Origin of the sequence: Streptomyces turgidiscabies Car8 (genome assembly GCF_000331005.1) — a bacterium.
GTDB lineage: Bacteria > Actinomycetota > Actinomycetes > Streptomycetales > Streptomycetaceae > Streptomyces > Streptomyces turgidiscabies.
Genome location: NZ_AEJB01000465.1, coordinates 20,348 through 41,671, shown reverse-complemented (window position 1 = coordinate 41,671; position 21,324 = coordinate 20,348). Strand labels below are relative to the sequence as shown.

Below are 21,324 nucleotides of genomic sequence, written 5' to 3'. Positions count from 1 at the left end.
CTACGGACGCCCTCGGGATCACCTGGTACGGGATCGCTCTCGCGCAGTGGATGCCAGTCCTTGGGCCTTGCCATATCTCCCCCGGAAGACAGTGCTCAGTCGGCTTTTACAGGACGTACGGTCCTACTTCTTCTGCTTTCCGGCCTTGGCCAGCTCGTCGTCGAGATTCTTGAACGTGTCCCGTGTCCCCTCGACCATTTTTCCGACGGAATCCAGCGACTCCAGCAGCCGCTTGCGGTTGTCGTCCCAGTTGTCGATGAAGTCGGTCATGGCCTCCTTGAGTTCAGAGGCTCCGACAACCGACTTGATTTCATCTTTCCAGTCGTCGAGGTTCTTGAACTCGCGCTGAATGGCGTTGAGTTGCTTTGCCGAGGTGCTGAGCAGGTCGAAATCGACGATCAGGTCCGACATTGGCATATCTCCCTAGTGCTGGACCATGACTGAGACAGTTCTCTGCTTACCGGTTGACGGCCTGGATCTCCTGAACGGTGATCGCCTGTTCGCTGCCGAACGTGCCGTCGGGCAGGTCCCCGCCCGCGCCTCCGGTGCCGGTCCATGCGATGTCCCAGGTGATGGTCGCCCGCAGGTTGTACATCCCGGTGCCCGAGGAGCGGAGGTACTTGAGCCCGCACGGCGGTGTCTGGCCGGCCTTGCCCTGGGCGTAGGGCTCGCCGATGGAGCCGTCGGCGTTGATGACGCACTCGCCGGAGGCCGGATAGGTCTCGGCGTCCGCGGTGCCCGGCTCCAGCTTGAGGGACACGGGCTTGGCGGTGGTCGTGGCCTGGATGTTCAAGCCCGGGGCGTTGACGGCCGCCGTTGCCCGGACCTCGTCGAAGACGGCCTTGTTCAGCCACGCCCAGGTCGGCAGGTTCACCTTGGTGTTGGCTGCGGGCGCGAGGGTGACCTTGGTGTCCGGAAGCTGCATGTGCTGGTAGGCGAGGCCGGCGAGAATCTCCGGGCTGATGGCCTGTTCGTACCGGGGTGGCGGAGCCTCGCCGTTGTCGACCCAGAAGGGGAGGTCCGAGCACGCGGTCCGCTTGAGTGCATCCGGCTCGTTTGGGTTTTCGACGCCGGCCCAGAACATCCCTTCGCCGTCCTTGTCGACGTTGTAGTCCTTGTAGCCGGGGGTGTCGGTCCAGCCGAACCCGTCCTCGTAGTGGCTCTGCGTCTGGCCGAGCGCCGAGCTGGCGGTACCGCCCATGCCGGGGGTGTTCAGCTGGTCCTCGATGCTCTTGGACATCTTCGCCTTGAAGTCCTTGGCGCCGAGGTAGGGGGCGTACCAGCAGGCTGGGGGCGTCCAGTTGACGTCGGCCGACGTTACGTTGCCGGTGCTGCCGCCCTTGGCGACAGAGCCGGAGTACTGGATCTGGGCGGCGGCGTAGATGCCGGTGCTGTCGGTGCCGCCCTGCTCTTCGGTGGCGCCGCCTTTACCGTAGTCCACGGGTTTCGCTGCGGAGCTGGACGCCGTGAGGACGAGAATGCCGAGCGCGAGGGCCAGGGAAGCGGTACCGGCGCCGAGGGTCGTGTGCCGTGATGTGGTCACTGGCACTTCGCCGCCCTTGTCTCGACGAAGACCTTGGACGCCTGCCACAGGCCTTCATCCGTGGGGTACTTGACCATGATGATCTTGAAGTAGTCGAAGTCCGCGAGGCTGGGTGTGCTCTCCAGGACCTTCCCGGTCTTGACCTCTTTGCCGGGGAACTTGCTCGAGTCCGTGCAGAACGCGACCTCAACGGAGTTGCCGTTCGCGGCGGACCGGGTGGTGGCGTCGTATTGGCGCTGGGTGCCCGCGGCAGTCCAGCCGCCCTTGATCCATTCGTTGATCTGCACCTGCGCGTAGTGCAGCCCGTCGCCGGTGGCGTAGGCGGTCAAGGCCGCGTCTTTTGTGCTGCGCTTGTCGACGCCCCGGTAGATGGCGCGGAGGAAGTTGGCCGCGTCGTCCATCGCCGCCGCCTCGTTCTTCTTCGTAGGCTTGGTCCAGTCGAAGACCAGGTTGACGTCCTTGGGCAGCGACACGTCCACGCCGTCCGATCCGCCCGCCGTCGCTGCCGCCGACGGCTCCGCCGACTTCGACGGTGTTGACGTGGTCTGTTCGGCGCCGGCGATCTTGTTCTTGTCGCTGGAGCTGTCGTCTCCGCTGCCGCAGGCCGTCAGCAGCAGGGCTGCGGTTGCGGTGAGCGCGGCAGCAACGGGCAAAGAGCGGCGCTTCAAGGTGGGCTCCCCGTGAGGTGTAGATACAGCTGAGAGCCCTGACGGTATCTGGGGGGCTTGTGGTGCTGCCAGGCTGGACTGCTATCGCGGCGGGGGTGTTTGTGAATCTATGGGCACAAATTCGATACGTCCTGTGTCCTGATCGTGTCCACCCGGAGATGCACGCAGCCCTGGACACTGAGGCAGCGTCCGGAGCCGAGCTGTTTCGGGCCGCCTTCGCGGCAGCTATCGGACTAGAGGAACGGCGTCCGCGTGTCCAGCCCCGAGATCACCCGTCCGTACAACTCCGGGTGCGTCGCCGGGTTCACGAACGGGTGAAGGCTGAAGGTCAGGACGCAGGCCCGGCCGTACTCGTGCTCCTGACCTGGTACCTCCCGATTCTCCTGTTTTTCTCGTTCATCTGCCGCGTGCGTCTGCGCTGCTGGAAGGAATCATGGATCTACAGGCCACCATCGCCGGTTTCCGCAATGCCGCACCCCTCGATGGCCTGGACGGGGCCTGGCGGTGGAGTCTCAACCCGGTACTGCATTTCGCGGGCGTTCTGAACGGCGACGGAAATCGGCTCCTTCAGACCAACCAGCGCGGGAAGCACGATGAGAGCCTCGCCCTTGAAGTGCTGTCCTTCGCCCGCGCTCACGAGCAGGAGCTGATGGACGCGGGGCGTTTCCTCGGCTTCGTGGAGGACCTGCGCGTACCCGGCTACGAGTTCGACGCCGTCGCGGCAGCCGTCCCCGAGGTTCACGGTCATCACAAGGCGCAGAATCCCGACCTCACAGCGGTGACGTACATCGTCTTTCCGGCGTACGCCTGCGAGTTCTCCGGGGGCGAGAGCCTCGCCGAAGCGGAGGCCAGGTACACGAAGATGCTCCATCCCGCCGAAATCGGGCGAGAGCCGGTGCCGTTCGTGAAGATGAGCTTCGACAATCCCCGTACCGGTGGCGGAAGTACCAATGTCGGGCGCGCGTTGACGTACCCCCGGATCGTCCGACAGGAGATTCCCGAACTGGCGGATTCCTCCGGCGGATTCGTGGAGTTCGAAAACCGCTTGGGCAAGGTCTGGCGTGTGGAGTGGGACGGCGGCTGGATCGTGTCGGGAGAGCAGCCGGGAGAGCGGTCGGGAAGCTCGTCAGGGAGGCGGGGGCGGCGTGAGATGGGCCTGGACGAGGTCCTGGAACTCTTCGAGGGGGCGCTGCGAGAAGGCACGCGTCGGTAAGGCATGTCCCTCGTACGACGGAACCGGTCCGTCCCCATCGCGTGAGCGAATCGTGCAGGCCTCATGGGTGACCCGTGGGGACACGTGGGGGCGGTGGCCCGGGTTGTCTGACCTGCGGATGTCGGGTGGGCAACGGATTCGCGCGTGCACAGCAGGTGTCGTATCCGGATCCCTGTCTCCAACCGGCAACCGTACGGCCATGGTTGCGCGTGAATAACGTTGTGCCGCTCGCTGTTCACGATTCAGAACGCGCCTTGAGGGGCTTATGTGCGGCTGATACGGTGCCATGGCTTGACACTCACTCCAGCGCTGGCTAGTTGGCCAGGTCGGGCGGTACGTCCGGCAAGGGTGTATCGCGCACTTCGCGAGTGAAGTGTCCTATTTAGCACTTAAATTGGCAGAATTTTTCTTGGGTGTACGGGGAGCTGTTGCGTGAAGATCCAAGAGCGTACGGGTGCGGGCGGCGGCCGTTCCTCGGTGCCCGCTCCGCCGATGTCCGGCGAGCGGCTCCCGGCGCCGCCTCGCGAACGCAAACCGGCTCTTGCCGCTCTCGCGGTGCTTCTGATTCTCGTCGGGGCGCTGGGCGCGACGATGCTGGTGCTGCGGGCGGGTGACCGGATCGAGGTCGTCAAGGTGACCGCCCCCATCCCGGCTGGGGGACACGTCAGCAAGGCCAACACGACTTCCGTCCTTGTCGCGGCCGACGACACCATCGACTACATCCCGTGGGAGCAGTTGTCCGGCCTGATGAAGCTGAAGGCCGTCAGCGCCATCCCTAAGGGAGTCGTCCCGGTCGGCCAGATGTTCACCGGCGAGACCGGCCTCGGCGCCGGACAGGCCATCGTCGGGCTCTCCCTCAAGGAGGGCCAGTACCCGAGCGGCCTCAAGCAGGGAGACCTCGTCGCCGCCTACCGCGTCAGCTCCACCGGCACCGGTACCGGCTCCAGTACGGGGTCCAGCAGTTCCTCCTCGTCCGATGCCGGCACGACTCTGATCGTGGACAAGGCGAAGGTCAGCAACGACATTCAGCAGGCCACGGACAGCGACGTGATAAGCAGCACCAACCTGCCCGTCACCCTCACGGTCGACAGCACCAAGGCCGCCGAACTGGCTCAGGCCGCTGCAGCCGGCCAAGTGGCTCTCGTGCTCATCCCCAGCAGCTGAAGGCGGCCCCAGAACCATGGCGCTCATCGTTCTTGCCGCCGACAAGGGTTCACCCGGCGTGACCACCGCGGCCGTCGCGCTCGCGGCGGTCTGGCCTCGGCGGGCTCTGCTCGCCGAGACCGACCCGGCCGGCGGTGACCTCGTCTACCGGAGTGCCGCCGCGCACGGCGGGATGCTCAACCCCAACACCGGCATGCTGTCCATCGCCGCGACCGCCCGGCGCGGGCTCGTTCCCGATCAACTCTGGGACCACGTACAGCCGTTGAGCGGCGGGCTCGAAGTGCTCGTCGGGCTCGGTATCGCCGAGCAGGCCGCCGCGCTCGCCGGGCTCTGGCCCACCCTCGGCAGCGCCTTCGCGCAGCTCGCCGACTCCCCGAACGCGCCCGCCGACGTCATCGCCGACTGCGGACGCATCAGCGGGGACACCTCTGTCGTCGAGCTGTTCCCGCATGCCGCGCTCGTGCTGCTCATCTCGCGTACCGAGCCGGAGGCCATCGCCCGGGTACGGGATCGGGCCGCGGCCCTCTCCACCAAGCTGCACGGCGGTCCGCGCGGTGCCGCCAGTCTCGCGAACCCGCTCATCGGGGTCATCCTCATCGCCGACCCGAACAACTCGGGCAAGTTGGTCAACCAGGTCAACGACATGCTCGTACACGCGCAGACGGGTGCCCGGGTTGTCGGCACGCTCGCCGAAGACCCGGCCGGGGCCGAGCAGTTGGCCGGGCGTAAGCGCGGGCGGCTCGACAAGTCGATGCTCATCCGGTCGGCCCGCAAGGTGACTTCGGACCTGTACCAGCAGTACGGCGCCGCATGGTCCGTACCCAGCCAGGTCCAGGGTCAGGGGCAGAGCCATGCGGGCCCGGGGCACCAAGTTCCGATGCCCGGCCAGGCCGGTCAGCAGTCCGGCCAGCCCGGTGGTCAGTCCGGCTACGCCGGAGGCCAGCCCGGCCATGCCGGAGCCGGGCGATGACCGCTGTCGACCACTCGTTGGTCAAGCGGTTCCGGCAGGACGCCGGTGACCGGATCGCCGAGCAGCGTCGGCTCGACCAGGCCTCCAACGTCACGCCGATGTCCGGCGAGGACGAGCGGCAGTACGCGCGGGCCGTCATAGCCCAGATCCTCGAGGACTACGCCCGGACCGAGATCAACGCCGGGCGTACGCCGCTGGATGCCGAGACCGAGGAGCAGTACGCGGCTGCCGTGCACGCCGCGCTCTTCGGGGTCGGCAGGCTGCAGCCGCTGCTCGACAACGTCGACGTCGAGAACATCGACATCAACGGGTACGACCAGGTCTTCGTCGGGTATTCCGACGGGCGTGAGGTCGCGGGGGATCCCGTCGCCGAGTCCGACGAGGAGCTCATCGAGCTGATCCAGGTGCTCGGCGCCTACTCCGGGCTCTCCTCCCGGCCCTTCGACTCCGCCAATCCGCAGCTCGACCTGCGGCTGCCGGACGGGTCGCGACTGTCTGCCGTGATGGACGTGACGCGTCGCCCCGCGCTCTCCATCCGTCGTGCGCGTATGGGAAAAGTCTTCATCTCCGACCTCGTCGGGAACGGGACCGTGACCCCGGAAGTCGCGCACTTCATGGCCTGTGCCGTGCGCGCCCGGAAGAACATCATGATCGCGGGCGCTACGAACGCGGGTAAGACCACGCTGTTGCGCGCCCTCGCCAACGAGATCCCGCCGCACGAACGACTCATCACCGTCGAGCGCGCTATGGAGCTGGGTCTCGACCAGTTTCCCGAACTCCACCCCAACGTCGTGGCGTTCGAGGAGCGGCTGCCCAACTCCGAGGGCCTGGGCATGATTTCGATGGCCGAGCTGGTGCGGCGGTCACTGCGTATGAACCCCTCCCGCGTCATCGTCGGTGAGGTGCTCGGCGACGAGATCGTGACGATGCTCAACGCGATGTCACAGGGCAACGACGGCTCGCTCTCCACGATCCACGCCAACAGCTCGCACGAGGTCTTCAACCGTATTTCCACGTACGCGCTCCAGGCGGCGGAGCGGCTGCCCATCGAGGCCAGCCAGATGCTCGTCGCAGGCGCCGTGAACTTCGTCGTCTTCATCCAGCGGCGCAACAACTACCAGACGGGCGGGCGGCTCCAGCGCATGGTGACCTCGGTCCGTGAGGTCAACGGCGTGGACGGCCGCGTGCTGTCCAGCGAGATCTTCGCCGAGACCCCGGACGGCCGCATCGTGCCGCACGCGCCCATTTCCTGCCTCGACGATCTGGTCGCGCACGGGTACCGGTTGCCCGGCGGGAACTGGGGGTGACCATGACGACGTACAGCAATACGCATGCGTACGGGGACGTGTACTCGGTGGCGGCCGGCCCGCTCGGCTCCATGGGCGGACTGTTCTCCACCGAGGTCCTCTACTCGCTCGTGGCCGGCGTCACCGTCGGCGGCGGGCTCGCGCTGCTCCTGATCGCGATCCGCGGGCTGCCGGTCAAGCCGGAGCACGAGAAGCAGAAGGCCAGCGAGCGGGCGAACGAACTCATCCGGTTCGCGGGGCAGCGCGGTTCGCTCGCCGCCCTCGTCGGACTCGCCGTGCTGGTGCTCACCCGGTGGGCGGTGGCCGGTATCGCGGCCGGTGTCCTCGTCTTCTTCTGGGACCGTCTCTTCGGCGGCGCGGCGGAGGAACGGGCCGGTATGCGGCGCGTCGAGGCCCTCGCCTCCTGGACGGAGTCGCTGCGCGACACGATCGCCGGCGCTGTCGGCCTGGAGCAGGCGATCCCGGCGTCGGCGCGCGCGGCAGCCCCGGTACTGCGTCCGCATCTGGACGCGATGGTCGACCGGCTCCGCTCCCGTACTCCTCTCCCCGAGGCGCTCCAGCAGCTCGCGGACGAGATCGACGACGCGTCCGCCGACATCATCGTCGCGGCGCTCATCCTCAACGCTCGGCTTCGCGGCCCGGGTCTGCGTCAAGTCCTGGGCGCGCTCGCGAAGTCGGCGCGCGAGGAGGTCGACATGCGGCACCGGGTCATGGCACAGCGGTCGTCAACTCGGCGGTCCGTACAGATCGTTGTCGTGGTGTCGGTCGGCTTCGTCCTCGGACTCGCCGTCTTCAACCGTGACTTCGTCGAGCCGTACGGCACGCCGATCGGACAGGTCGTACTCGCCGGAGTCTGCGGTCTGTTCGCGCTCGGCTTCTGGTGGCTGCGCAAGCTGTCGTCCATCGAGACACCCGAACGCTTCCTGGTACGGGACCAGTCGTCCGTGCAGTTCGTACGGCCGCCCCGGGCAACCGCACAGGGGGTGCAGGGACCGGCGCCGTACGGGGCTGCTCCCGGCACCGAAGAGGGGGTACGTCGATGAACGACCTGACCATGCCCGTGCTGGTCGGCGCCACTCTGGGCCTCGGAATCTACGTGCTCGTACGGGCGTTGATGCCGTCGAAGCGGAGTGCGGTCTCGCAGGTCGCCCGCATCGACGCGATGCGGGCGAGGGGAGCGGCGTACGAGTCGGCCCATCGCACGCAGGACGCCGGCCGGATCGGCTCGTTCCGTGCCCAAGTGGGCGTCCGGGTCTCCGACTTCTACTTCCAGCAGGGCTGGGAGCAGCGCTCGTTGCGGTCCGACCTCGCTGTCCTGGACCGGAGTTGGGAGAACTTCCTCGCGACGAAGGTGCTGCTGGGGGCGGCCGGTCTGATCTTCGGCCCGTTCCTCTTCGTCATCGTGCTGACGCTCGGCCTCGGCAGGAGCCCGGCCATCCCGGTCTGGATGGCGCTGCTCTTCGCGGCGGTCTTCTTCTTCCTCCCCGACCTCGAGGTCCGGCGGGACGCGGCCGACAAACGGCGTGACCTGCGGCGCGTGATCGGGGCGTATCTCGACCTGGTGTCGATGAGCCTGGCCGGCGGCCGGGGTCTGCCCGAGGCGCTGATGGCGGCGGCGGAGGTGTCGGACGGCTGGGCGACCCAGCGCATCCGCAACGCTCTCGCGGACGCCCGTATCACCGGCACCAGCCAGTGGCAGGCGCTCGGGGCACTGGGTGAGGAACTCGGCATCGAGGAACTCAAGGACCTCTCCGCCTCCCTCGCCCTGGTCGCGGACGACGGCGCGAAGGTGCGCGAGTCGCTCGCCTCCCGCGCGGAGACCATGCGGCACCGCGAGCTCGCCGAGATCGAGGGCAGCGCGGGCGAGAAGTCGCAGTCGATGCTCGTGGCCCAACTGCTGCTGTGCGCAGGGTTCCTGGTGTTCCTGATCTATCCGGCGGCGATGCGCGTGTTCCAGGTCTGAGCCGTCACCAGTACTGCCAATGCTCCAAGATTCGTTTGAGAGGACAACTCGCCATGAATGGACGGAACTTCCACACCGGGATCCCGGCGATGGACTTCCTGGTCACCTTCCTGCAGAGCCGCGTGCAGCGCGCTCGCTCCGGCGAACTGGACCGCGGTGCGTCGGCGGTCGAGTGGGTCATCATCTCCGCGGTCGTCGTGGCGATCGTCGGCGTGGTCGCTGCGATCATCAACACCGCGCTGAGCGACGGCGCCAACAAGGTCGGTGACTGCATCAAGGGCGCCAAGGCGAGCGGCACCTGCTGATCGCACGTACGAAAACGGGGTCTACGGGGTCGAGTTGACGGGGTTGTTGCTCGTGGGTGGTGCAGGCAGATGGGTACGCCGCAGGGTGGAGGCCGCACGTAAGTCGGCGTCCGCCTTCGGTGACTCCGGGATGTCGGGCCCCGGGGCGTCCGGCCCACGTGCAGGCAACTCCCGTACGTCCGGCTCCCGTACGTCCGGCTCCCGAACGTCCGACTCCGGCATGACCGCGATCGAGTTCGTGCTGCTGACGCCCGTACTCTTCTTCATGATCTTCGCGACCGTGCAGTTCGCGCTGTACTTCTTCGCGGACCACGTGGCCCAGGCGGCTGCCCAGGCCGGCGCCCGCAAGGCCCGTGCCATGGCGCACGACCAGCCGGGCACGTGGCGGGGCGAGGCGCAGGACGTGGTCGACAGCTACATCCAGCAGTTGGGCCCGAGTCTGGTCCTGGCGCCGAACGTGACGATGCTCCAGCCGGAGCAGAACACGGTGGGCGTGGAGATCACGGCCCGGGTTCCCACAGTGTTCCCCGGGTTCGATCTGACCGTGCACGCGCAGTCGGTGGGGCCGGTGGAGCGGTTTGTGCGGGACGGGGTGAACTGATGGATTACTTCTCTGCCCTGCGGGCCCGGTGGAACAGGTGGGACCTGGGTGACCGGGGCCTGTCCACCGTCGAGGTGGTGATCCTCGCTCCGGTCATGATCATGTTCATTCTGGTGCTGGTCGCCTTCGGGCAACTGGTCGACGGACGCGGGGCGCTCGACGGAGCCGCGCGGGACGCGGCTCGGGCCGGATCGATCCAGAAGGATCACGCGACGGCGATCGCGGAGGCCAGGAGGGCGGCGGAGGCCGACCTCACGGACGTCTGCTCCGGCCCGGTCACGGTGACCCAGACCAGCGCCGGATTCGAGCCCGACACCATTTTCTCGGTCCAGGTGAGTTGCGAGGTTCGAGGCCTGGCGATGCTCGGCCTGGACATCCCGACGACTCTGACGGCGACATTCAGCTCACCGCTGGACCCGTTCCGGAGGACAGTGTGACGCTGAGACCGAGGGTGCCCTCTGCCGTACGCGACTGGTCCGAGCGTCGCTGGGCCCGCCTGGCGGACCGTCTGGACGACAGAGGCTCGGGCGCCGGTGCCGTGATCATCTTCGCCCTCCTCTTCATCTCCCTCTCCGCCTTCGTGATCGACGGCGGTATGTCCATCTCGAAGCGGGAACGGGCGGCGGACATCGCTGAACAGGCGGCGCGCTATGCCGCCCAGGACATAGACCTCGACGCCCTCTACGGCAACGCGGCGGTCGGCGCCCCCATCAACTTCCAGAACTGCGACGCCCGCGTGAAGGCCTTCGCCCAGGAGATGGACATGTCCGCGGCGGACACGGCGGCGTCCCACTGCGTGGCGGCGGACGCCAACGAGGTGCAGGTCGAGGTCCAGTTGACGTACTCGCCGGTGTTCACGGGGCTGTTCTACGGCGGGGACGTGACGGTTCGGGGCGAGGCGGTGGCGGAGAACGAGGTGGGGTGAGGGGCCCAACGGGCGTAAGGCTCAACGGGCGTAAGGCTCAACGGGCGTGGGGCTCAACAGACGAGGGGTCCGACGGACGCGGGGCTCAGGCTCACTTGGCGCCGTTGCCTCTCGTGTCCTGGACCTTCATCTTCTCGTTGACCTGCTTGGCCAGTTCGTCGTCCAGCTTCTTGAACTCGCGTACGACGGCGTCCGACATGTCGGCGAGGGCGTCGAGCTGCTGGGTGATGTCCTCGCGGCCGTCCTCCCAGTTGGACTCGAAGTCCTCCAGCGCGTCGTTAACGCTGCCGTCGCCGATGTCGTCCTTGTAGGACTCGAAGAGCTTCTTGGTGTGGTTCAGCCGGGTCTTGATGGAGCGCAGCCGGCTGCCGTAGTCCTCCAGCTCGCTCAGCGGCAGCGTGAGGTCGGATTTGCCCTTGCCCATGTGTGAAACCCCCTGGAGCGCCTCGTAGTCTGTCGAGGTCCGATCGGCGTCCCGATCGACGTCTGATCGGCACCGTACAACGGAACGATGCCAGTGTGGGCGAACGAGTGCTCGGGTGAACAAGTGAACGGGGTGGAGTGAGGACATGGCCCGCTACAGCGAAGCGCAGACGGTCGAGCGGGGTGGGTTCCGGATCAAGGTGCCCGAGTCGTGGTGGGAGTTCGACGTACGCCCCGAGTCACGGGACGACTCCATTCGGCGCATGGTCGACGAACGGCTGCGACAGCGACCGGAGTTGGCCCAGTACCGCGACACGTACACCACGTTCCTCCAGAAAGCGGCGGCCGACGCGTGGAAGTCGGGCGCGCTGTACTGCGGTTGCATGGCGGAGAGCTTCGGCGGTGACACCCCGATCACCGGCTCGGTGACCGTCTCGATGGTCGGCGGCCGTACGCAGGACGGTACGCCCCTCTCGACCGACCCGGCGGCCATCGCTGCCCAGTTGGCGGTCAAGGAGGCGAAGCGGGAGGGCGACTCCTGGCGCAAGGTCACGACCGTCGACATCCCCGGTGTCGGCCCGGCGGCGCGGACGTACGGCATCGAGGACATCGCCGTACCGGGCGACGAACTCGGCCGCACCATCCGGGCCGTGCTGACGCAGACGTTCATCCCGGTGCCGGGCCAGGAGGGCAAGGTCGCGCTGGTGGCGGGCAGCAGCCAGGTGCTGGACCTGGCGGAGTCCTTCTTCGACATCTTCGACGCGATCACGTCGACGTTCCGGTTCGTCGGCTAGCCCCTTCCGCGCCGGCGGATTCGGTACGCGGATTCAGCACGCCGAGTCCGTCAGGAGCCGGCGCCGGTCGGCCGCAGTGACTGGATGGCGTTGTCGATCTCCAGGTCGATCAGGCGCTGTGCCTCGACCGCCTGGTTGGCGAACACGCCGGTGAGTTCGAGGCTCACGATGCCGTGGACCCGCGTCCAGATCAGGTTGGCGGCGAGGGCCACGCCCGGTGTGACGTCCGGCCGCCCCTGCGAACGGGCCCAGCGCCGCAACTGCCCGTCCAGCGTGCGGTCGCCGCTGGTGCTGTCGGCCGGCGCGGTGTCCTGGACGGCCACCAGCAGGTCGATGAGGAACGCCATCGCCTGATCCAGCGGGGTCTGCGTGGTGACCTCGTCGGGCAGATCCCCGGCCCGCTCGCCGAACAGCATCCCGTAGCGCCGCCGGTATCGCAGCGCCCAGTCGCGGTACGCGGTGACCACCAGCCGTACCCGCGTGCGCGGCGCCTTCCTGCTGCCCTCCACGGCCTGGCTCATCGCTGCGGCGAGCTGCTGATAGGACAGGGTCACCAGGTGCGCCACCAGCGCGTCCCGCGACGGGAAGTAGCGGTAGACCGCCGGCGCGGACATCGCCATGCTCCGGGCCAGCGCCGCGATCGACAGCGCCTGTACGCCGTCCGCGTCGATGATCGCGAAGGACACGTCCTCGATCTCCTGGAGCGTCTGGGCCCGTAGCCGCTCGCGCCTGCCCACGGTCTGCGGAGTGTTAGTCATCGTCGCATCGTAACGGATCGTAAGAGTTTCTCCGCTGCTGCCAGTGCGCAACGATCCGTAACGACTGACTCGAGAAACCGCCCTGACCTGGGCTTTGTGACCGTCTTCGACGTCGCTCACGGCGGGGGCGGTTTCTGTTCGATTAGGGCGGGGCGCGCACTCGCCGCTGGTTACGACTTGACGCTACCTGATATGCAGGTGCAGAGTTACGGTCATTAACTGAGTGACGAACAGTCGCAGAGTCTACGAGGAGTCGACCATGTCCGAGACGAACGCAGCCCCCGAGACCACCGTGACCGCCCCCGAGACCACCGTGACCGCCACCGAGGTGGTGCTGCCGGGCAAGGTCGCGCCGTCCGGTCTGCGACTGGTCCAGCGCGAGCTGCCGGCGCCCGTCGCCGGTCAGGCGCTGGTTCGCGTCGAATCGACCGCCGTGTCCTTCGCCGAGAGCGCGATGCGCCGGGGCCGCTACTACGGCCAGCCCGCCTTCCCGTTCGTGCCCGGCTACGACCTCGTCGGTGTCGTCGAGGCCGTCGGACCCGGAGTGGACCCCGCCCTGCTCGGCCGCCGGGTCGCCGCCCTGACCAAGACCGGCGGCTGGACCACGGCAGCCCTGCTGCCCGCCGCCGACCTGGTGGAGGTACCCGACGGAATCCACCCCGACGACGCGGAGACGCTGATCGTCAACGGCCTGACCGCCTACCAGATGCTGCACCGCACCGCGAAGGTACGGGCAGGGCAGACCGTGCTCATCACGGGCGCCGCCGGCGGTGTCGGCTCGGTCCTCGTGCAGCTCGCCAGGGACGCAGGCGCCCGCGTGATCGGCACGGCCGGCCTCCGTCACCACGAGGCGCTGCGCAACCTGGGCGTGGAGCCGATCGACTACCGGGACTCCGACCTGGCCGCCCGCGTCCGGGAACTGGCTCCCGACGGCGTGGACGCCGTGTTCGACCACCTCGGCGGCGCGAGCGTCAGCCTCTCCTACCGGCTGCTCAACCCCACCGGCACCCTGGTCTCGTACAGCATCGCGGCAGCCCTCGACGACACCCGCCCCGTACTGCTCGACTTCCTGCCGCTGCTGGCCAAGCTGGCGTTCTGGAACTACCTGCCCACCGGCAGACACGCGAGCTTCTACGACGTCTGGGCAGGCGCCGGCAAGCCGGACTCGGGCAAGCGCGAGGCGTTCCGGGCCCGGATGCGCACCGACCTCACCCACGTCTTCGGCCTGCTCCGTGACGGCGTACTCACCGCGAAGATCGCCGCCCGCTTCCCACTGACCGAGGCTGCCGAGGCCATGCAGTTGGCGGAGTCCTCCAACCGCCCCGCCGTCGGCAAGATCATCCTCGTTCCCTGAGGTGGCGGCTGGGCCTACGCTGTGACGTGGCCGGCTGCCGCAGAAGAGCGGGAGGCTCGTCCTCGAAGGAGATCCGGTGCTGGGACCGCTGGGACCGCCGGGACCGCTGGGACTACTGGGACCGCTGGGACTACTGGGCTTCTACGACGAGTTCGACCCCGACCCCGATTCCGGCCCCGACCGCGACCTCGACCTCGACCTCGACGACCGTCCCGGCCGGAACCAGCCGAACGGATCGATCCACGACGCCGTCCAGCCTCTCGGCGAGCCCGACGAGGCCGACATCGTGGCCTACCTGGACGCCGGTCATGTGCTCATCGACGTCATGGAAGCGGGCCACGACGTCCTCACCGGAAGCATGCACCGCCACTCCCTGGGCTGCTCATCGCCGGTCACCGACGGCACCTGGCTCTGGCGCAAGGACTTCCCGCACTACGTGGAAACGCACCACGTCCTGCTCCCAGAGGCGTTCACCGAGCACGTGCGAGGCCTCGACCACCGGATGCCGGCCCTCATCACCGCCCAGTTCGGCCCCCGCTTCGACGAGACCATGCCCATGGTCGGGTGGGCCTCAGCCGTCCCGTGGCGATCGACGGAGGCCGTCCTCGAACCTCGACTCCGGCCGGTGACAAGCAAAGCCGAGTTCGACGCGGCGCTCCTGACCCGGGACCGAATCCGCCCCCAGGGCAACTGGGCCAAGCCTCGCAAGCCGAGACGAACGCGAGATGCGTGAAATGCGGCTGAACGACATGTCCGAGAAGGCCACCGCTCTGTCGGAAGCAAGGCTCGCGCGCGCGGTGTTCGGGCCGCTCGGGGGTGTGGTGGAGGTCGGTGCGGTGAACTCCACGGGCACCTGGAAACTCGCTGATGTCTCGGTGGGAGATTTCCTGGCGACCAGACAAGACGACGTACGGCGCCTACTTGAGGGCATCCGCGCGGTCTGTCAATTCAGGGAATCGGCCATGGAGATCGTCGACGAACTGGGCCGCTTCCGCGCCCATGATGTCCCTGCGGCATCCCTGCTCCTGTGGTCCGCGGGAATCACGGGAGTTCCGCAGCCTCTCGAAGGACTTGACGATCCTCCGGTGGTCCGCCGGATGTGCCGTATGGCTGCGGACCTGCAACTTGCTTACTTCTTGCAGGCGTTGCTCACGGCTGCCATCGCAGCCGGAACGGAGACACGGCAGGGGGCGGCCAAGGTAGCCGAAATCATCGGGATCGCGGCGGACTTGGCGGATGCGACGGGCGGGAGCGCCCCGGCGGGCGTCTTCAGAATGTGGCGAGTCGCTCATCTGCCGGGCATCCTTCGCCCCGAGTCGGACGCACCGGAGAGCGGAAAAGCAGGGTACCGGGCGTATGACCAACTACTGGAGACGTTGCTCGTGGGGGCCTGAGCCAAGGGCGGCGGTTGGTTTCCCCCAGGTTGGACCGGGCGTGTGTGCGGCGGAGAATGAGCTATCAGGGGGGCGCCGAAAGGCAGGGGGCGTAGCGGATGCGACCAACTGGATGCCCTGTGGCGGGACGTGGGGACAAGTCGGGCTTACGGCCCGTTTGCAGGCCGTGATGACCTCGTCGTAGCTGCCTGACATCTTCGGCGCGATCACTCCGACGCTCCGCTTCAGTGGCCCGTCGCCTTCACGTCGAACGGCCGTTCCTTGTAGGTTCGCGTGTGCGTACGACTGTTGTTGAGGGTGTTGGCGTGACGGGGGTTGCGGGATGGCGGGGTATCGGCCGGCGGACTGGCATGTGCTGGATCTGGACAAGGACCCGACGCCGGGTGATCCGGACCGGGTGCGTCAGCTGGCCGGGCGGTTGCACGAGTTCGCCGACGACGTTGCTGATGCGTTGCGCCTGATCAAGGGGATGGCGTCGGAGAACGAGACGTTGGAGTGGGCGGGTAAGACCGCTGAGGTGTTCCAGGACGAGTTCTCGGATGTGCCGAAGAACTTGAAGAAGTTGAAGAGGTCGTACGACCTGTGCGGTGACGCGCTGGTGGGTTACTGGCCGAAGTTGGAGCGGGCGCAGGCGCTGGCGGACAAGGCGTTGGTGAAGGGGCGGGAGGCGCAGGCGGATCTGGCGTCGGCCAAGTCCCGTTTGTCGTCGGCTGATTCGTGGGTGACGCGGGCGGCGAAGGAGTCGGACAAGTACAAGGACGATCCGACGGGAAGTAAGGCGGCGGAGAAGCCGGACGAGGCGAAGGTCCGAGCCGCCACCCGGGACTCCCAGCACGCCAAGACCGCCCAGAGCAGCGCCCAGTCGGACGTGAACGGTGCGCAGTCCGCTCTCGACGCGGCGAAGAAGATGGCCGAGGACGCGCGGAAGATGCGTGAGGAGGCGGCGGGGGAGGCGAAGCGGCGGATCGGTGAGGCGTCGGATGCCGGTATTCAGAACCGGAGTTGGTGGGAGGAGGTCGGGGACTGGTTCACCGACAACTGGGACACCATCGTCGCCGTGTGCAAGATCGTCGTGACTGTGGTCGGTATCGTCGCGATGATCATCGGGGGGCCGATCCTGGGCGCGATCGTGCTGATCGCGGCTCTCGTCGTCCTTGCGGACACGCTCTACAAGTATTCCAAGGGGCAGGCGTCCCTGTGGGACGTGGGCTTCGCCGCTCTGGACTGCATACCGGGGATGAAGGGGCTGACCACCCTCGGAGGCCTCGCCAAGGGAATGAAGGTGTTCGGCAAGACCGGCCTCAAGGGCATGGCCATGGGGGTCAAGGGGCTGGGCAAGAACGCCACGCGCATGAAGGACCTCTTCAAGGGACTGCGCTCGGGAGCGGGCGACGAGCTCAAGGCGGGCAAGCCGATGAAGGGGCGCTGCAAGGGCGGCGACCCCGTTGACATGATCACCGGCGAGATGCTGATGTCGCACACGGACATCCGTCTGCCAGGCCTGCTGCCCTTGGTGATCGAGCGTCACCACGTTTCGAGTTTCCGTTCCGGGCGCTGGTTCGGTCCGGCGTGGATGTCGACCTTCGACGAGCGCCTCGAACTCGACGGCGAAGGAGCCGTCTGCGCGAGTGCGGACGGCATGCTCCAGGTCTATCCCGTGCCCGAGCCCGGCAGCTCGGTGATGCCGAGTCAAGGGCCGCGAAACCCGCTGACGTGGGACGGAACCCCCGGTGGAAATGTCACGATCAGCGATCCGCTCACTGGGCTGACCCGGCACTACGGCCCCGCACTCGGGCCGGAGTCTCCCGACGCCGACAGCGGAACAGGCGTCGTGCTCCCACTGCGCGCGGTCACCGACCAGGGTGGCGACCGCATCGACTTCCAACGGACTGCCGCCGGCGCGCCCGTCGCGGTCCGTCACTCCGGCGGTTACCACCTCACCGTGGACACCGAGGACGGACGTATCACGGCCCTACGTCTGTCGGAGTCAGCCGATCGGCCTGGCGCACCCCTGCGCACGTACTCCTATGACGGCCCTCATCGGCATCTCACCGAAATAGCCGACTCCGCAGGCCGCCCCTACCGGCTGGAGTACGACGAGCTCGGCCGCATCACGTCCTGGACGGACCGGAACGACCGCTGGTACCGATACGGGTACGACGACGACACCGATCGGGTGGCGTACGGCATCGGCCAGGACGGTGCGATGTCCGCGCAGTTCGCATACGACGACGTACTGCGGACGACGACGATGACCGACAGTCTTGGCCACCGCACCGAGCACCACTACGACGAGCGGCTTCATCTCATCCGTGTCGTTGACCCGTTGGGCTTCGCAGTACATACCGAGCACGACGCCCGCGGGCATCTGCTGTCCCGCACCGACGAGTTGGGCCGCACGACCCGCTTCACCCTCGACGCGTACGGTCAGCCGCTGCGCATGGACCGGCCGGACGGCACCAGCGTTGATGTCGAGTACGCGGACGGCGCCTTCCCCGTCGCGATCACTGAGGCCGACGGGGCACGTTGGGAGGCCGCCTACGACGACCGGGGCAACCTGCTGACCAGCACCGATCCGCTGGGCGCAGTGAGCTCGTACGGCTATGACGAGCGCGGGTACCGGATCGCCGAGACCGACGCGCTCGGCAACACCATCAGGTATGACAACGACGGGGCCGGTCTCCCGGTCCGTGTCGTCGATCCGCGCGGCAGCGTCGTCACCGTGCGCAGAGACGCGTTCGGCCGTGTCGTGGAGATCCGCGACGCGGTCGGCGGGACCGTCCGCCAGGGCTGGAACCCCGAGGGTCTGCTGCTGTGGCGGGAGCGCGCCGACGGTGGGCGGGAATCCTGGTCGTACGACGCGGAGGGCAACCTCACCGAGCACCGCGACGCGGGTGGGTTCACCACCCAGTTCGAGTACGGCGCGTTCGACCTGCCCAGTGCCAGGACCGACCCGGACGGCACCCGCTACCGCTTCAGGCACGACTCCGAACTGCGGCTCACGGGCGTGCTCAACCCGCACGGCGACGAGTGGAGTTACCGCTACGACGCGGCGGGCACCCTGATCGGCGAGACGGACTTCGAGGGCCGTACTCTCACCTATCTCTGCGACCCGACAGGACGCCAGATCGAGCGAACCAACGGTACCGGCCAGACGGTGCGGGTGACCCGCGACGCCGCGGGCCGGGTGGTGACCTCGCGCACCAACGACGGCACGGTCACTTCGCTGCGCTACGACCCGGCCGGACGCCTTCTGGAGGCTGCGGGGCCCCTCGGCAGCGTCGCCTACGGTTACGACGTGGTCGGCCGGATCGTCGCCGAGACCGTCGACGACCGGACCGTCACCAGCACATACGACCCGCTGGGCAGGCGGGTGCTGCGGACCACGCCCTCCGGCGCCACCTCGCACTGGTCGTACGACGCCGCGGGCCTGCCCGCCTCGCTGGTCACCGACGGCGGCGAGCTGACCTTCGCGTACGACGCGGCCGGCCGGGAAACCTCTCGCGGCCTGGGCGCCGAGGCCACGCTGACGCAATCGTGGGACGCGGGGCACCGTCTCGTCGGACAGGTCGTGCGGGCGCGCACCGGCGGCGACAGCGCGGCCGTGCGGCAGTCCCGTTCCTACGCCTACCGCGCGGACGGATTTCTGACCGGGGTCACGGACCTCCTGGCCGGCACCCGCACGTTCGACCTCGACCGCGCGGGCCGCGTAACCCGGGTGTCGGCCCGGACCTGGACCGAGACCTACGCCTACGACGACCTCGGCAACCTCACCGCCGCCGAGCACCCGGCCCCCGGCGGGCAGGACACGCAGGGCCCGGCGCGGCACTCCGGGACGAAGGTCAGCGCGGCCGGCCGCAGCACGTACGAACACGACGCCCAGGGGCGTGTGGTCCGCGTGATCCGGCGGACCCTGTCCGGTCTTCGCCGTATCTGGACATACACCTGGGACGCCGAGGACAGGCTCACCACGGCCGGGACGCCGGGCAGCGGCGTGTGGCGTTACCGCTATGACGTGCTCGGCCGACGCACCGCCAAGTCGCGCCTGAACGAGGACGGTTCGGTCGTCGAGGAGATCCTCTTCAGCTGGGACGGTGCCAACCTCGCGGAGCAGCAGGCGCTCCGGGACGGCCTGACGGAGACCGACACCTGGGACTGGGAGCCGGGCACCCACCGTGCGGCGGCCCAGATGCGCAGCCGGTGGCGTACCGCGGACCCGGACGAGGTCAGCAGGCAGTTCTACGCGATCGTCACCGACCTGGTCGGCACCCCCAGCGAACTCGTCGGGGAGGACGGCGAGATCGCCTGGCGATCCGCCACCGGCCTGTGGGGAAGGCCGCTGGCCGGCGACGGCGGCGGCCTGTGCCCACTGTCCTTCCCGGGCCAGTACCGCGACCCGGAAACGGGTCTGCACTACAACCTGGCCCGTTACTACGACCCGGACACCGCGAGTTTCCTGTCCCCGGACCCGCTGGGTCTGGCCCCGTCGCCCAACCACCGCAGGTATGTCGACAACCCCTTGCGCTGGACCGACCCGCTCGGGCTTGAGGGGGACAGCACCGATCCGGTCCGTATCTACGATGACTCGGAGTACACGAAGCACGGTTCAGGCAGCAGCTCCTCCGCCAAGGGCGAGGTCAGCCGTGCGCCGACCAATGGCCAGGCTGCGTTGGATCGGTCCATTCCCCTGGGTGACCCGAACAACCCGGCCGCTTTCCGGAGAATCGGTGTGGATCACGTCAATAACGAGATCGTGGTTCTTGATCGACATAAGTACTTCACAGACAAGGACGGCAATATCATCAAGGAGATCTACCACGGCCATGTGCAGGGTTCTTACCCGTCGAAGAGTGTCACGGAAGGCGATCTGAACAAGCTGAAAAAGGCGGGAATGATCAACAACATCAAGAAGCAGCGTGTGCTCCCGCCGCCGTGCGACGGGTGACAGAGGAACAGACGAGAGGAGGATTCGCCATGGCGTCCGAGTGGGATTGGAAGACCGGCGAGGGCTTGCTTGGACTCGACGACCCAGAGGAATGGGATGCCGCGTTCGAGCGTGGCGAGGATCATCTCGGTACGGCGGTGATCGGGTTGGCATTTCAGTGTTCGCTGGAGAAGGCTTCGCCGCGGATTGCCAGGGCAATGCGACTGCCGGACGTCGGCCAGCGAGGGTTCGCGTTCACCGCGGCCGGTCACGCGGCCCGGCTCAATGGGGAGTTGACCCAGGAGCTGTATGCGGCTCTGCGGGCCGAGGGACCTGGCGGTATCGCCGAACACCCCATCAGAGACACGCTGGGGTACGTACCGTTCCGGAAGCTGCCGTGGTGGTTCAAGCGGCGTTGGATGCTTGTGACTGTGCGTGACAAGCTGGAGGGCTGGTGGTTGCGGTCCACAGGATTGGTCGACGATGCCTGGCGTGCCCTGCGTCGACGTAGTTGACCTTGGGAGAGGCGAAAATGGTGTCAGGGTGGAACTGGGGCGGCGACGAGGGCCTGTTGCGTTTCGACGATCCCGCCGAGTGGGACGCGGCGCATGTACGGGGTGAGGGCTCACTGGGGTCCGCCGCGATCGGGCTGGCCTTCAACTGCTCGTTGTCCGAGGCCTCGCCGCGCATCATCAGGGCGATGCAGTTGCCGGACATCGACCAGCGGGGGTTCGCGTTCACTGCGGCGGGTGTCGTGGCCCGACTCAACGGCGCGTTGACCCCCGAGCTGTACGCTGCGCTGCGGGCGGAGGGCCCCGGCCGCAAGAGCATCGCCGGGAACGCCATCGACGACACCCTCGACTACGCGCCGTTCCGGCAGCTGCCAATGTGGCTCAAGTGGTGGACGGTCGTGTCAAAGGTGCAGGACAAGCTGGAGACCTGGCGGCTGGAGTCCATGTACGCGGCTGAGGACGCCTGGCGGGCGCTGCGTGCACGCCGTTCCTGAGCGGGCGGGTCC

General features: G+C 67.7%; 23 protein-coding genes. 17 read left to right on the top strand and 6 right to left on the bottom strand.

Features of this window, described 5'->3' with window-relative positions; genetic code table 11:
- Positions 1-123: 123 nt before the first annotated feature.
- Genes STRTUCAR8_RS33875 through STRTUCAR8_RS33865 form a run of 3 tightly spaced genes read right to left on the bottom strand, consistent with a single transcriptional unit; the run spans position 124 to position 2,211 of the window.
- A complete protein-coding gene (locus tag STRTUCAR8_RS33875) occupies positions 124-411 on the bottom strand; it encodes a hypothetical protein (RefSeq protein ID WP_006380713.1) in 288 nt (95 codons plus the stop codon).
- Positions 412-457: 46 nt separating this feature from the next.
- A complete protein-coding gene (locus STRTUCAR8_RS33870; protein ID WP_006380706.1) occupies positions 458-1,549 on the bottom strand; it encodes a hypothetical protein in 1,092 nt (363 codons plus the stop codon).
- Positions 1,540-2,211 carry a hypothetical protein gene (locus STRTUCAR8_RS33865; RefSeq protein WP_044473361.1) on the bottom strand — a complete coding sequence of 224 codons (672 nt, stop codon included), beginning with the start codon at positions 2,209-2,211 and terminating at the stop codon, positions 1,540-1,542. The genes STRTUCAR8_RS33870 and STRTUCAR8_RS33865 overlap by 10 nt, the downstream gene beginning before the upstream one ends.
- A gap of 433 nt (positions 2,212-2,644) precedes the next feature.
- Here STRTUCAR8_RS33865 and STRTUCAR8_RS33860 point away from each other — a divergent pair, with 433 nt between their 5' ends.
- The 7 genes from STRTUCAR8_RS33860 (at position 2,645) to STRTUCAR8_RS33830 (ending at position 9,133) form a co-directional block, all read left to right on the top strand.
- On the top strand, positions 2,645-3,424 hold the full coding sequence (locus tag STRTUCAR8_RS33860) for a hypothetical protein (protein ID WP_006380710.1): 780 nt from the start codon (positions 2,645-2,647) through the stop codon (positions 3,422-3,424).
- A gap of 432 nt (positions 3,425-3,856) precedes the next feature.
- Entirely contained in the window at positions 3,857-4,588 is a 732-nt protein-coding gene (locus STRTUCAR8_RS33855; protein ID WP_006380750.1) for a hypothetical protein, read from the top strand.
- Positions 4,589-4,604: 16 nt separating this feature from the next.
- Positions 4,605-5,558, top strand: a complete 954-nt coding sequence (locus tag STRTUCAR8_RS33850) for a hypothetical protein (RefSeq protein ID WP_006380755.1) — start codon at positions 4,605-4,607, stop codon at positions 5,556-5,558.
- Positions 5,555-6,865, top strand: coding sequence for a TadA family conjugal transfer-associated ATPase (locus STRTUCAR8_RS33845; protein ID WP_044473360.1), 1,311 nt, complete (start codon positions 5,555-5,557; stop codon positions 6,863-6,865). Before STRTUCAR8_RS33850 ends, STRTUCAR8_RS33845 begins: the two co-directional genes overlap by 4 nt.
- Positions 6,866-6,936: 71 nt before the next feature.
- On the top strand, positions 6,937-7,908 hold the full coding sequence (locus STRTUCAR8_RS33840; protein ID WP_078507405.1) for a type II secretion system F family protein: 972 nt from the start codon (positions 6,937-6,939) through the stop codon (positions 7,906-7,908).
- Positions 7,905-8,828, top strand: a complete 924-nt coding sequence (locus STRTUCAR8_RS33835) for a type II secretion system F family protein (protein WP_006380704.1) — start codon at positions 7,905-7,907, stop codon at positions 8,826-8,828. The genes STRTUCAR8_RS33840 and STRTUCAR8_RS33835 overlap by 4 nt, the downstream gene beginning before the upstream one ends.
- A gap of 53 nt (positions 8,829-8,881) precedes the next feature.
- Positions 8,882-9,133, top strand: a complete 252-nt coding sequence (locus STRTUCAR8_RS33830) for a hypothetical protein (RefSeq protein ID WP_006380748.1) — start codon at positions 8,882-8,884, stop codon at positions 9,131-9,133.
- 21 nt (positions 9,134-9,154) lie between these two features.
- On the opposite strand, the gene STRTUCAR8_RS53575 is transcribed toward STRTUCAR8_RS33830, so the two are convergent.
- Complete coding sequence (locus tag STRTUCAR8_RS53575; RefSeq protein ID WP_006380712.1) at positions 9,155-9,355, bottom strand: hypothetical protein; 201 nt, start codon at positions 9,353-9,355, stop codon at positions 9,155-9,157.
- On the opposite strand from STRTUCAR8_RS53575, the gene STRTUCAR8_RS33825 reads away from it, so the two are divergent.
- The 3 genes from STRTUCAR8_RS33825 to STRTUCAR8_RS33815 are packed head-to-tail and all read left to right on the top strand — an operon-like array spanning position 9,354 to position 10,659.
- A complete protein-coding gene (locus STRTUCAR8_RS33825; RefSeq protein ID WP_006380739.1) occupies positions 9,354-9,734 on the top strand; it encodes a TadE family protein in 381 nt (126 codons plus the stop codon). The genes STRTUCAR8_RS53575 and STRTUCAR8_RS33825 overlap by 2 nt on opposite strands.
- Positions 9,734-10,171 (top strand): TadE/TadG family type IV pilus assembly protein, encoded by a 438-nt coding sequence (locus STRTUCAR8_RS33820; protein ID WP_006380722.1) that lies wholly within the window; start codon positions 9,734-9,736, stop codon positions 10,169-10,171. The genes STRTUCAR8_RS33825 and STRTUCAR8_RS33820 overlap by 1 nt, the downstream gene beginning before the upstream one ends.
- Positions 10,172-10,185: 14 nt before the next feature.
- Positions 10,186-10,659: a pilus assembly protein TadG-related protein gene (locus STRTUCAR8_RS33815; RefSeq protein WP_006380721.1), complete on the top strand. Its 474-nt coding sequence runs from the start codon at positions 10,186-10,188 to the stop codon at positions 10,657-10,659.
- 91 nt (positions 10,660-10,750) lie between these two features.
- Here STRTUCAR8_RS33815 and STRTUCAR8_RS33810 read toward each other — a convergent pair whose 3' ends face one another.
- Complete coding sequence (locus tag STRTUCAR8_RS33810) at positions 10,751-11,083, bottom strand: hypothetical protein (RefSeq protein ID WP_006380723.1); 333 nt, start codon at positions 11,081-11,083, stop codon at positions 10,751-10,753.
- A gap of 145 nt (positions 11,084-11,228) precedes the next feature.
- On the opposite strand from STRTUCAR8_RS33810, the gene STRTUCAR8_RS33805 reads away from it, so the two are divergent.
- Positions 11,229-11,876, top strand: a complete 648-nt coding sequence (locus STRTUCAR8_RS33805) for a hypothetical protein (protein ID WP_006380702.1) — start codon at positions 11,229-11,231, stop codon at positions 11,874-11,876.
- A gap of 50 nt (positions 11,877-11,926) precedes the next feature.
- On the opposite strand, the gene STRTUCAR8_RS33800 is transcribed toward STRTUCAR8_RS33805, so the two are convergent.
- Positions 11,927-12,634: a TetR/AcrR family transcriptional regulator gene (locus tag STRTUCAR8_RS33800; protein ID WP_006380699.1), complete on the bottom strand. Its 708-nt coding sequence runs from the start codon at positions 12,632-12,634 to the stop codon at positions 11,927-11,929.
- A 259-nt stretch (positions 12,635-12,893) separates the two neighbouring features.
- Here STRTUCAR8_RS33800 and STRTUCAR8_RS33795 point away from each other — a divergent pair, with 259 nt between their 5' ends.
- From STRTUCAR8_RS33795 to STRTUCAR8_RS33770, 6 genes are all read left to right on the top strand, one after another.
- Complete coding sequence (locus STRTUCAR8_RS33795; protein ID WP_006380761.1) at positions 12,894-13,988, top strand: medium chain dehydrogenase/reductase family protein; 1,095 nt, start codon at positions 12,894-12,896, stop codon at positions 13,986-13,988.
- Positions 13,989-14,064: 76 nt separating this feature from the next.
- Positions 14,065-14,721: a hypothetical protein gene (locus tag STRTUCAR8_RS33790; RefSeq protein ID WP_006380738.1), complete on the top strand. Its 657-nt coding sequence runs from the start codon at positions 14,065-14,067 to the stop codon at positions 14,719-14,721.
- Complete coding sequence (locus STRTUCAR8_RS33785; RefSeq protein ID WP_143666573.1) at positions 14,714-15,382, top strand: hypothetical protein; 669 nt, start codon at positions 14,714-14,716, stop codon at positions 15,380-15,382. The genes STRTUCAR8_RS33790 and STRTUCAR8_RS33785 overlap by 8 nt, the downstream gene beginning before the upstream one ends.
- 322 nt (positions 15,383-15,704) lie before the next feature.
- Positions 15,705-20,327: a DUF6531 domain-containing protein gene (locus STRTUCAR8_RS33780; protein ID WP_052350932.1), complete on the top strand. Its 4,623-nt coding sequence runs from the start codon at positions 15,705-15,707 to the stop codon at positions 20,325-20,327.
- Between the two features lie 29 nt (positions 20,328-20,356).
- The gene (locus tag STRTUCAR8_RS33775) at positions 20,357-20,821 is read left to right on the top strand and encodes a hypothetical protein (RefSeq protein WP_006380746.1); all 465 of its coding nucleotides are present in this window, start codon (positions 20,357-20,359) and stop codon (positions 20,819-20,821) included.
- Positions 20,822-20,838: 17 nt separating this feature from the next.
- Positions 20,839-21,312 carry a hypothetical protein gene (locus STRTUCAR8_RS33770; RefSeq protein ID WP_006380725.1) on the top strand — a complete coding sequence of 158 codons (474 nt, stop codon included), beginning with the start codon at positions 20,839-20,841 and terminating at the stop codon, positions 21,310-21,312.
- Positions 21,313-21,324: the final 12 nt, after the last annotated feature.

Coding starts and splice junctions, on each gene's coding strand:
- STRTUCAR8_RS33785 (WP_143666573.1), top strand. CDS start 14,714: ATGCGTGAAATGCGGCTGAACGACATGTCCGAGAAGGCCACCGCTCTG.
- STRTUCAR8_RS33810 (WP_006380723.1), bottom strand. CDS start 11,083: ATGGGCAAGGGCAAATCCGACCTCACGCTGCCGCTGAGCGAGCTGGAG.
- STRTUCAR8_RS33820 (WP_006380722.1), top strand. CDS start 9,734: ATGGATTACTTCTCTGCCCTGCGGGCCCGGTGGAACAGGTGGGACCTG.
- STRTUCAR8_RS33835 (WP_006380704.1), top strand. CDS start 7,905: ATGAACGACCTGACCATGCCCGTGCTGGTCGGCGCCACTCTGGGCCTC.
- STRTUCAR8_RS33770 (WP_006380725.1), top strand. CDS start 20,839: ATGGTGTCAGGGTGGAACTGGGGCGGCGACGAGGGCCTGTTGCGTTTC.
- STRTUCAR8_RS33805 (WP_006380702.1), top strand. CDS start 11,229: ATGGCCCGCTACAGCGAAGCGCAGACGGTCGAGCGGGGTGGGTTCCGG.
- STRTUCAR8_RS33775 (WP_006380746.1), top strand. CDS start 20,357: ATGGCGTCCGAGTGGGATTGGAAGACCGGCGAGGGCTTGCTTGGACTC.
- STRTUCAR8_RS33800 (WP_006380699.1), bottom strand. CDS start 12,634: ATGACTAACACTCCGCAGACCGTGGGCAGGCGCGAGCGGCTACGGGCC.
- STRTUCAR8_RS33840 (WP_078507405.1), top strand. CDS start 6,937: ATGGGCGGACTGTTCTCCACCGAGGTCCTCTACTCGCTCGTGGCCGGC.
- STRTUCAR8_RS33830 (WP_006380748.1), top strand. CDS start 8,882: ATGAATGGACGGAACTTCCACACCGGGATCCCGGCGATGGACTTCCTG.
- STRTUCAR8_RS33825 (WP_006380739.1), top strand. CDS start 9,354: ATGACCGCGATCGAGTTCGTGCTGCTGACGCCCGTACTCTTCTTCATG.
- STRTUCAR8_RS33795 (WP_006380761.1), top strand. CDS start 12,894: ATGTCCGAGACGAACGCAGCCCCCGAGACCACCGTGACCGCCCCCGAG.
- STRTUCAR8_RS33850 (WP_006380755.1), top strand. CDS start 4,605: ATGGCGCTCATCGTTCTTGCCGCCGACAAGGGTTCACCCGGCGTGACC.
- STRTUCAR8_RS53575 (WP_006380712.1), bottom strand. CDS start 9,355: ATGCCGGAGTCGGACGTTCGGGAGCCGGACGTACGGGAGCCGGACGTA.
- STRTUCAR8_RS33780 (WP_052350932.1), top strand. CDS start 15,705: ATGGCGGGGTATCGGCCGGCGGACTGGCATGTGCTGGATCTGGACAAG.
- STRTUCAR8_RS33875 (WP_006380713.1), bottom strand. CDS start 411: ATGTCGGACCTGATCGTCGATTTCGACCTGCTCAGCACCTCGGCAAAG.
- STRTUCAR8_RS33845 (WP_044473360.1), top strand. CDS start 5,555: ATGACCGCTGTCGACCACTCGTTGGTCAAGCGGTTCCGGCAGGACGCC.
- STRTUCAR8_RS33860 (WP_006380710.1), top strand. CDS start 2,645: ATGGATCTACAGGCCACCATCGCCGGTTTCCGCAATGCCGCACCCCTC.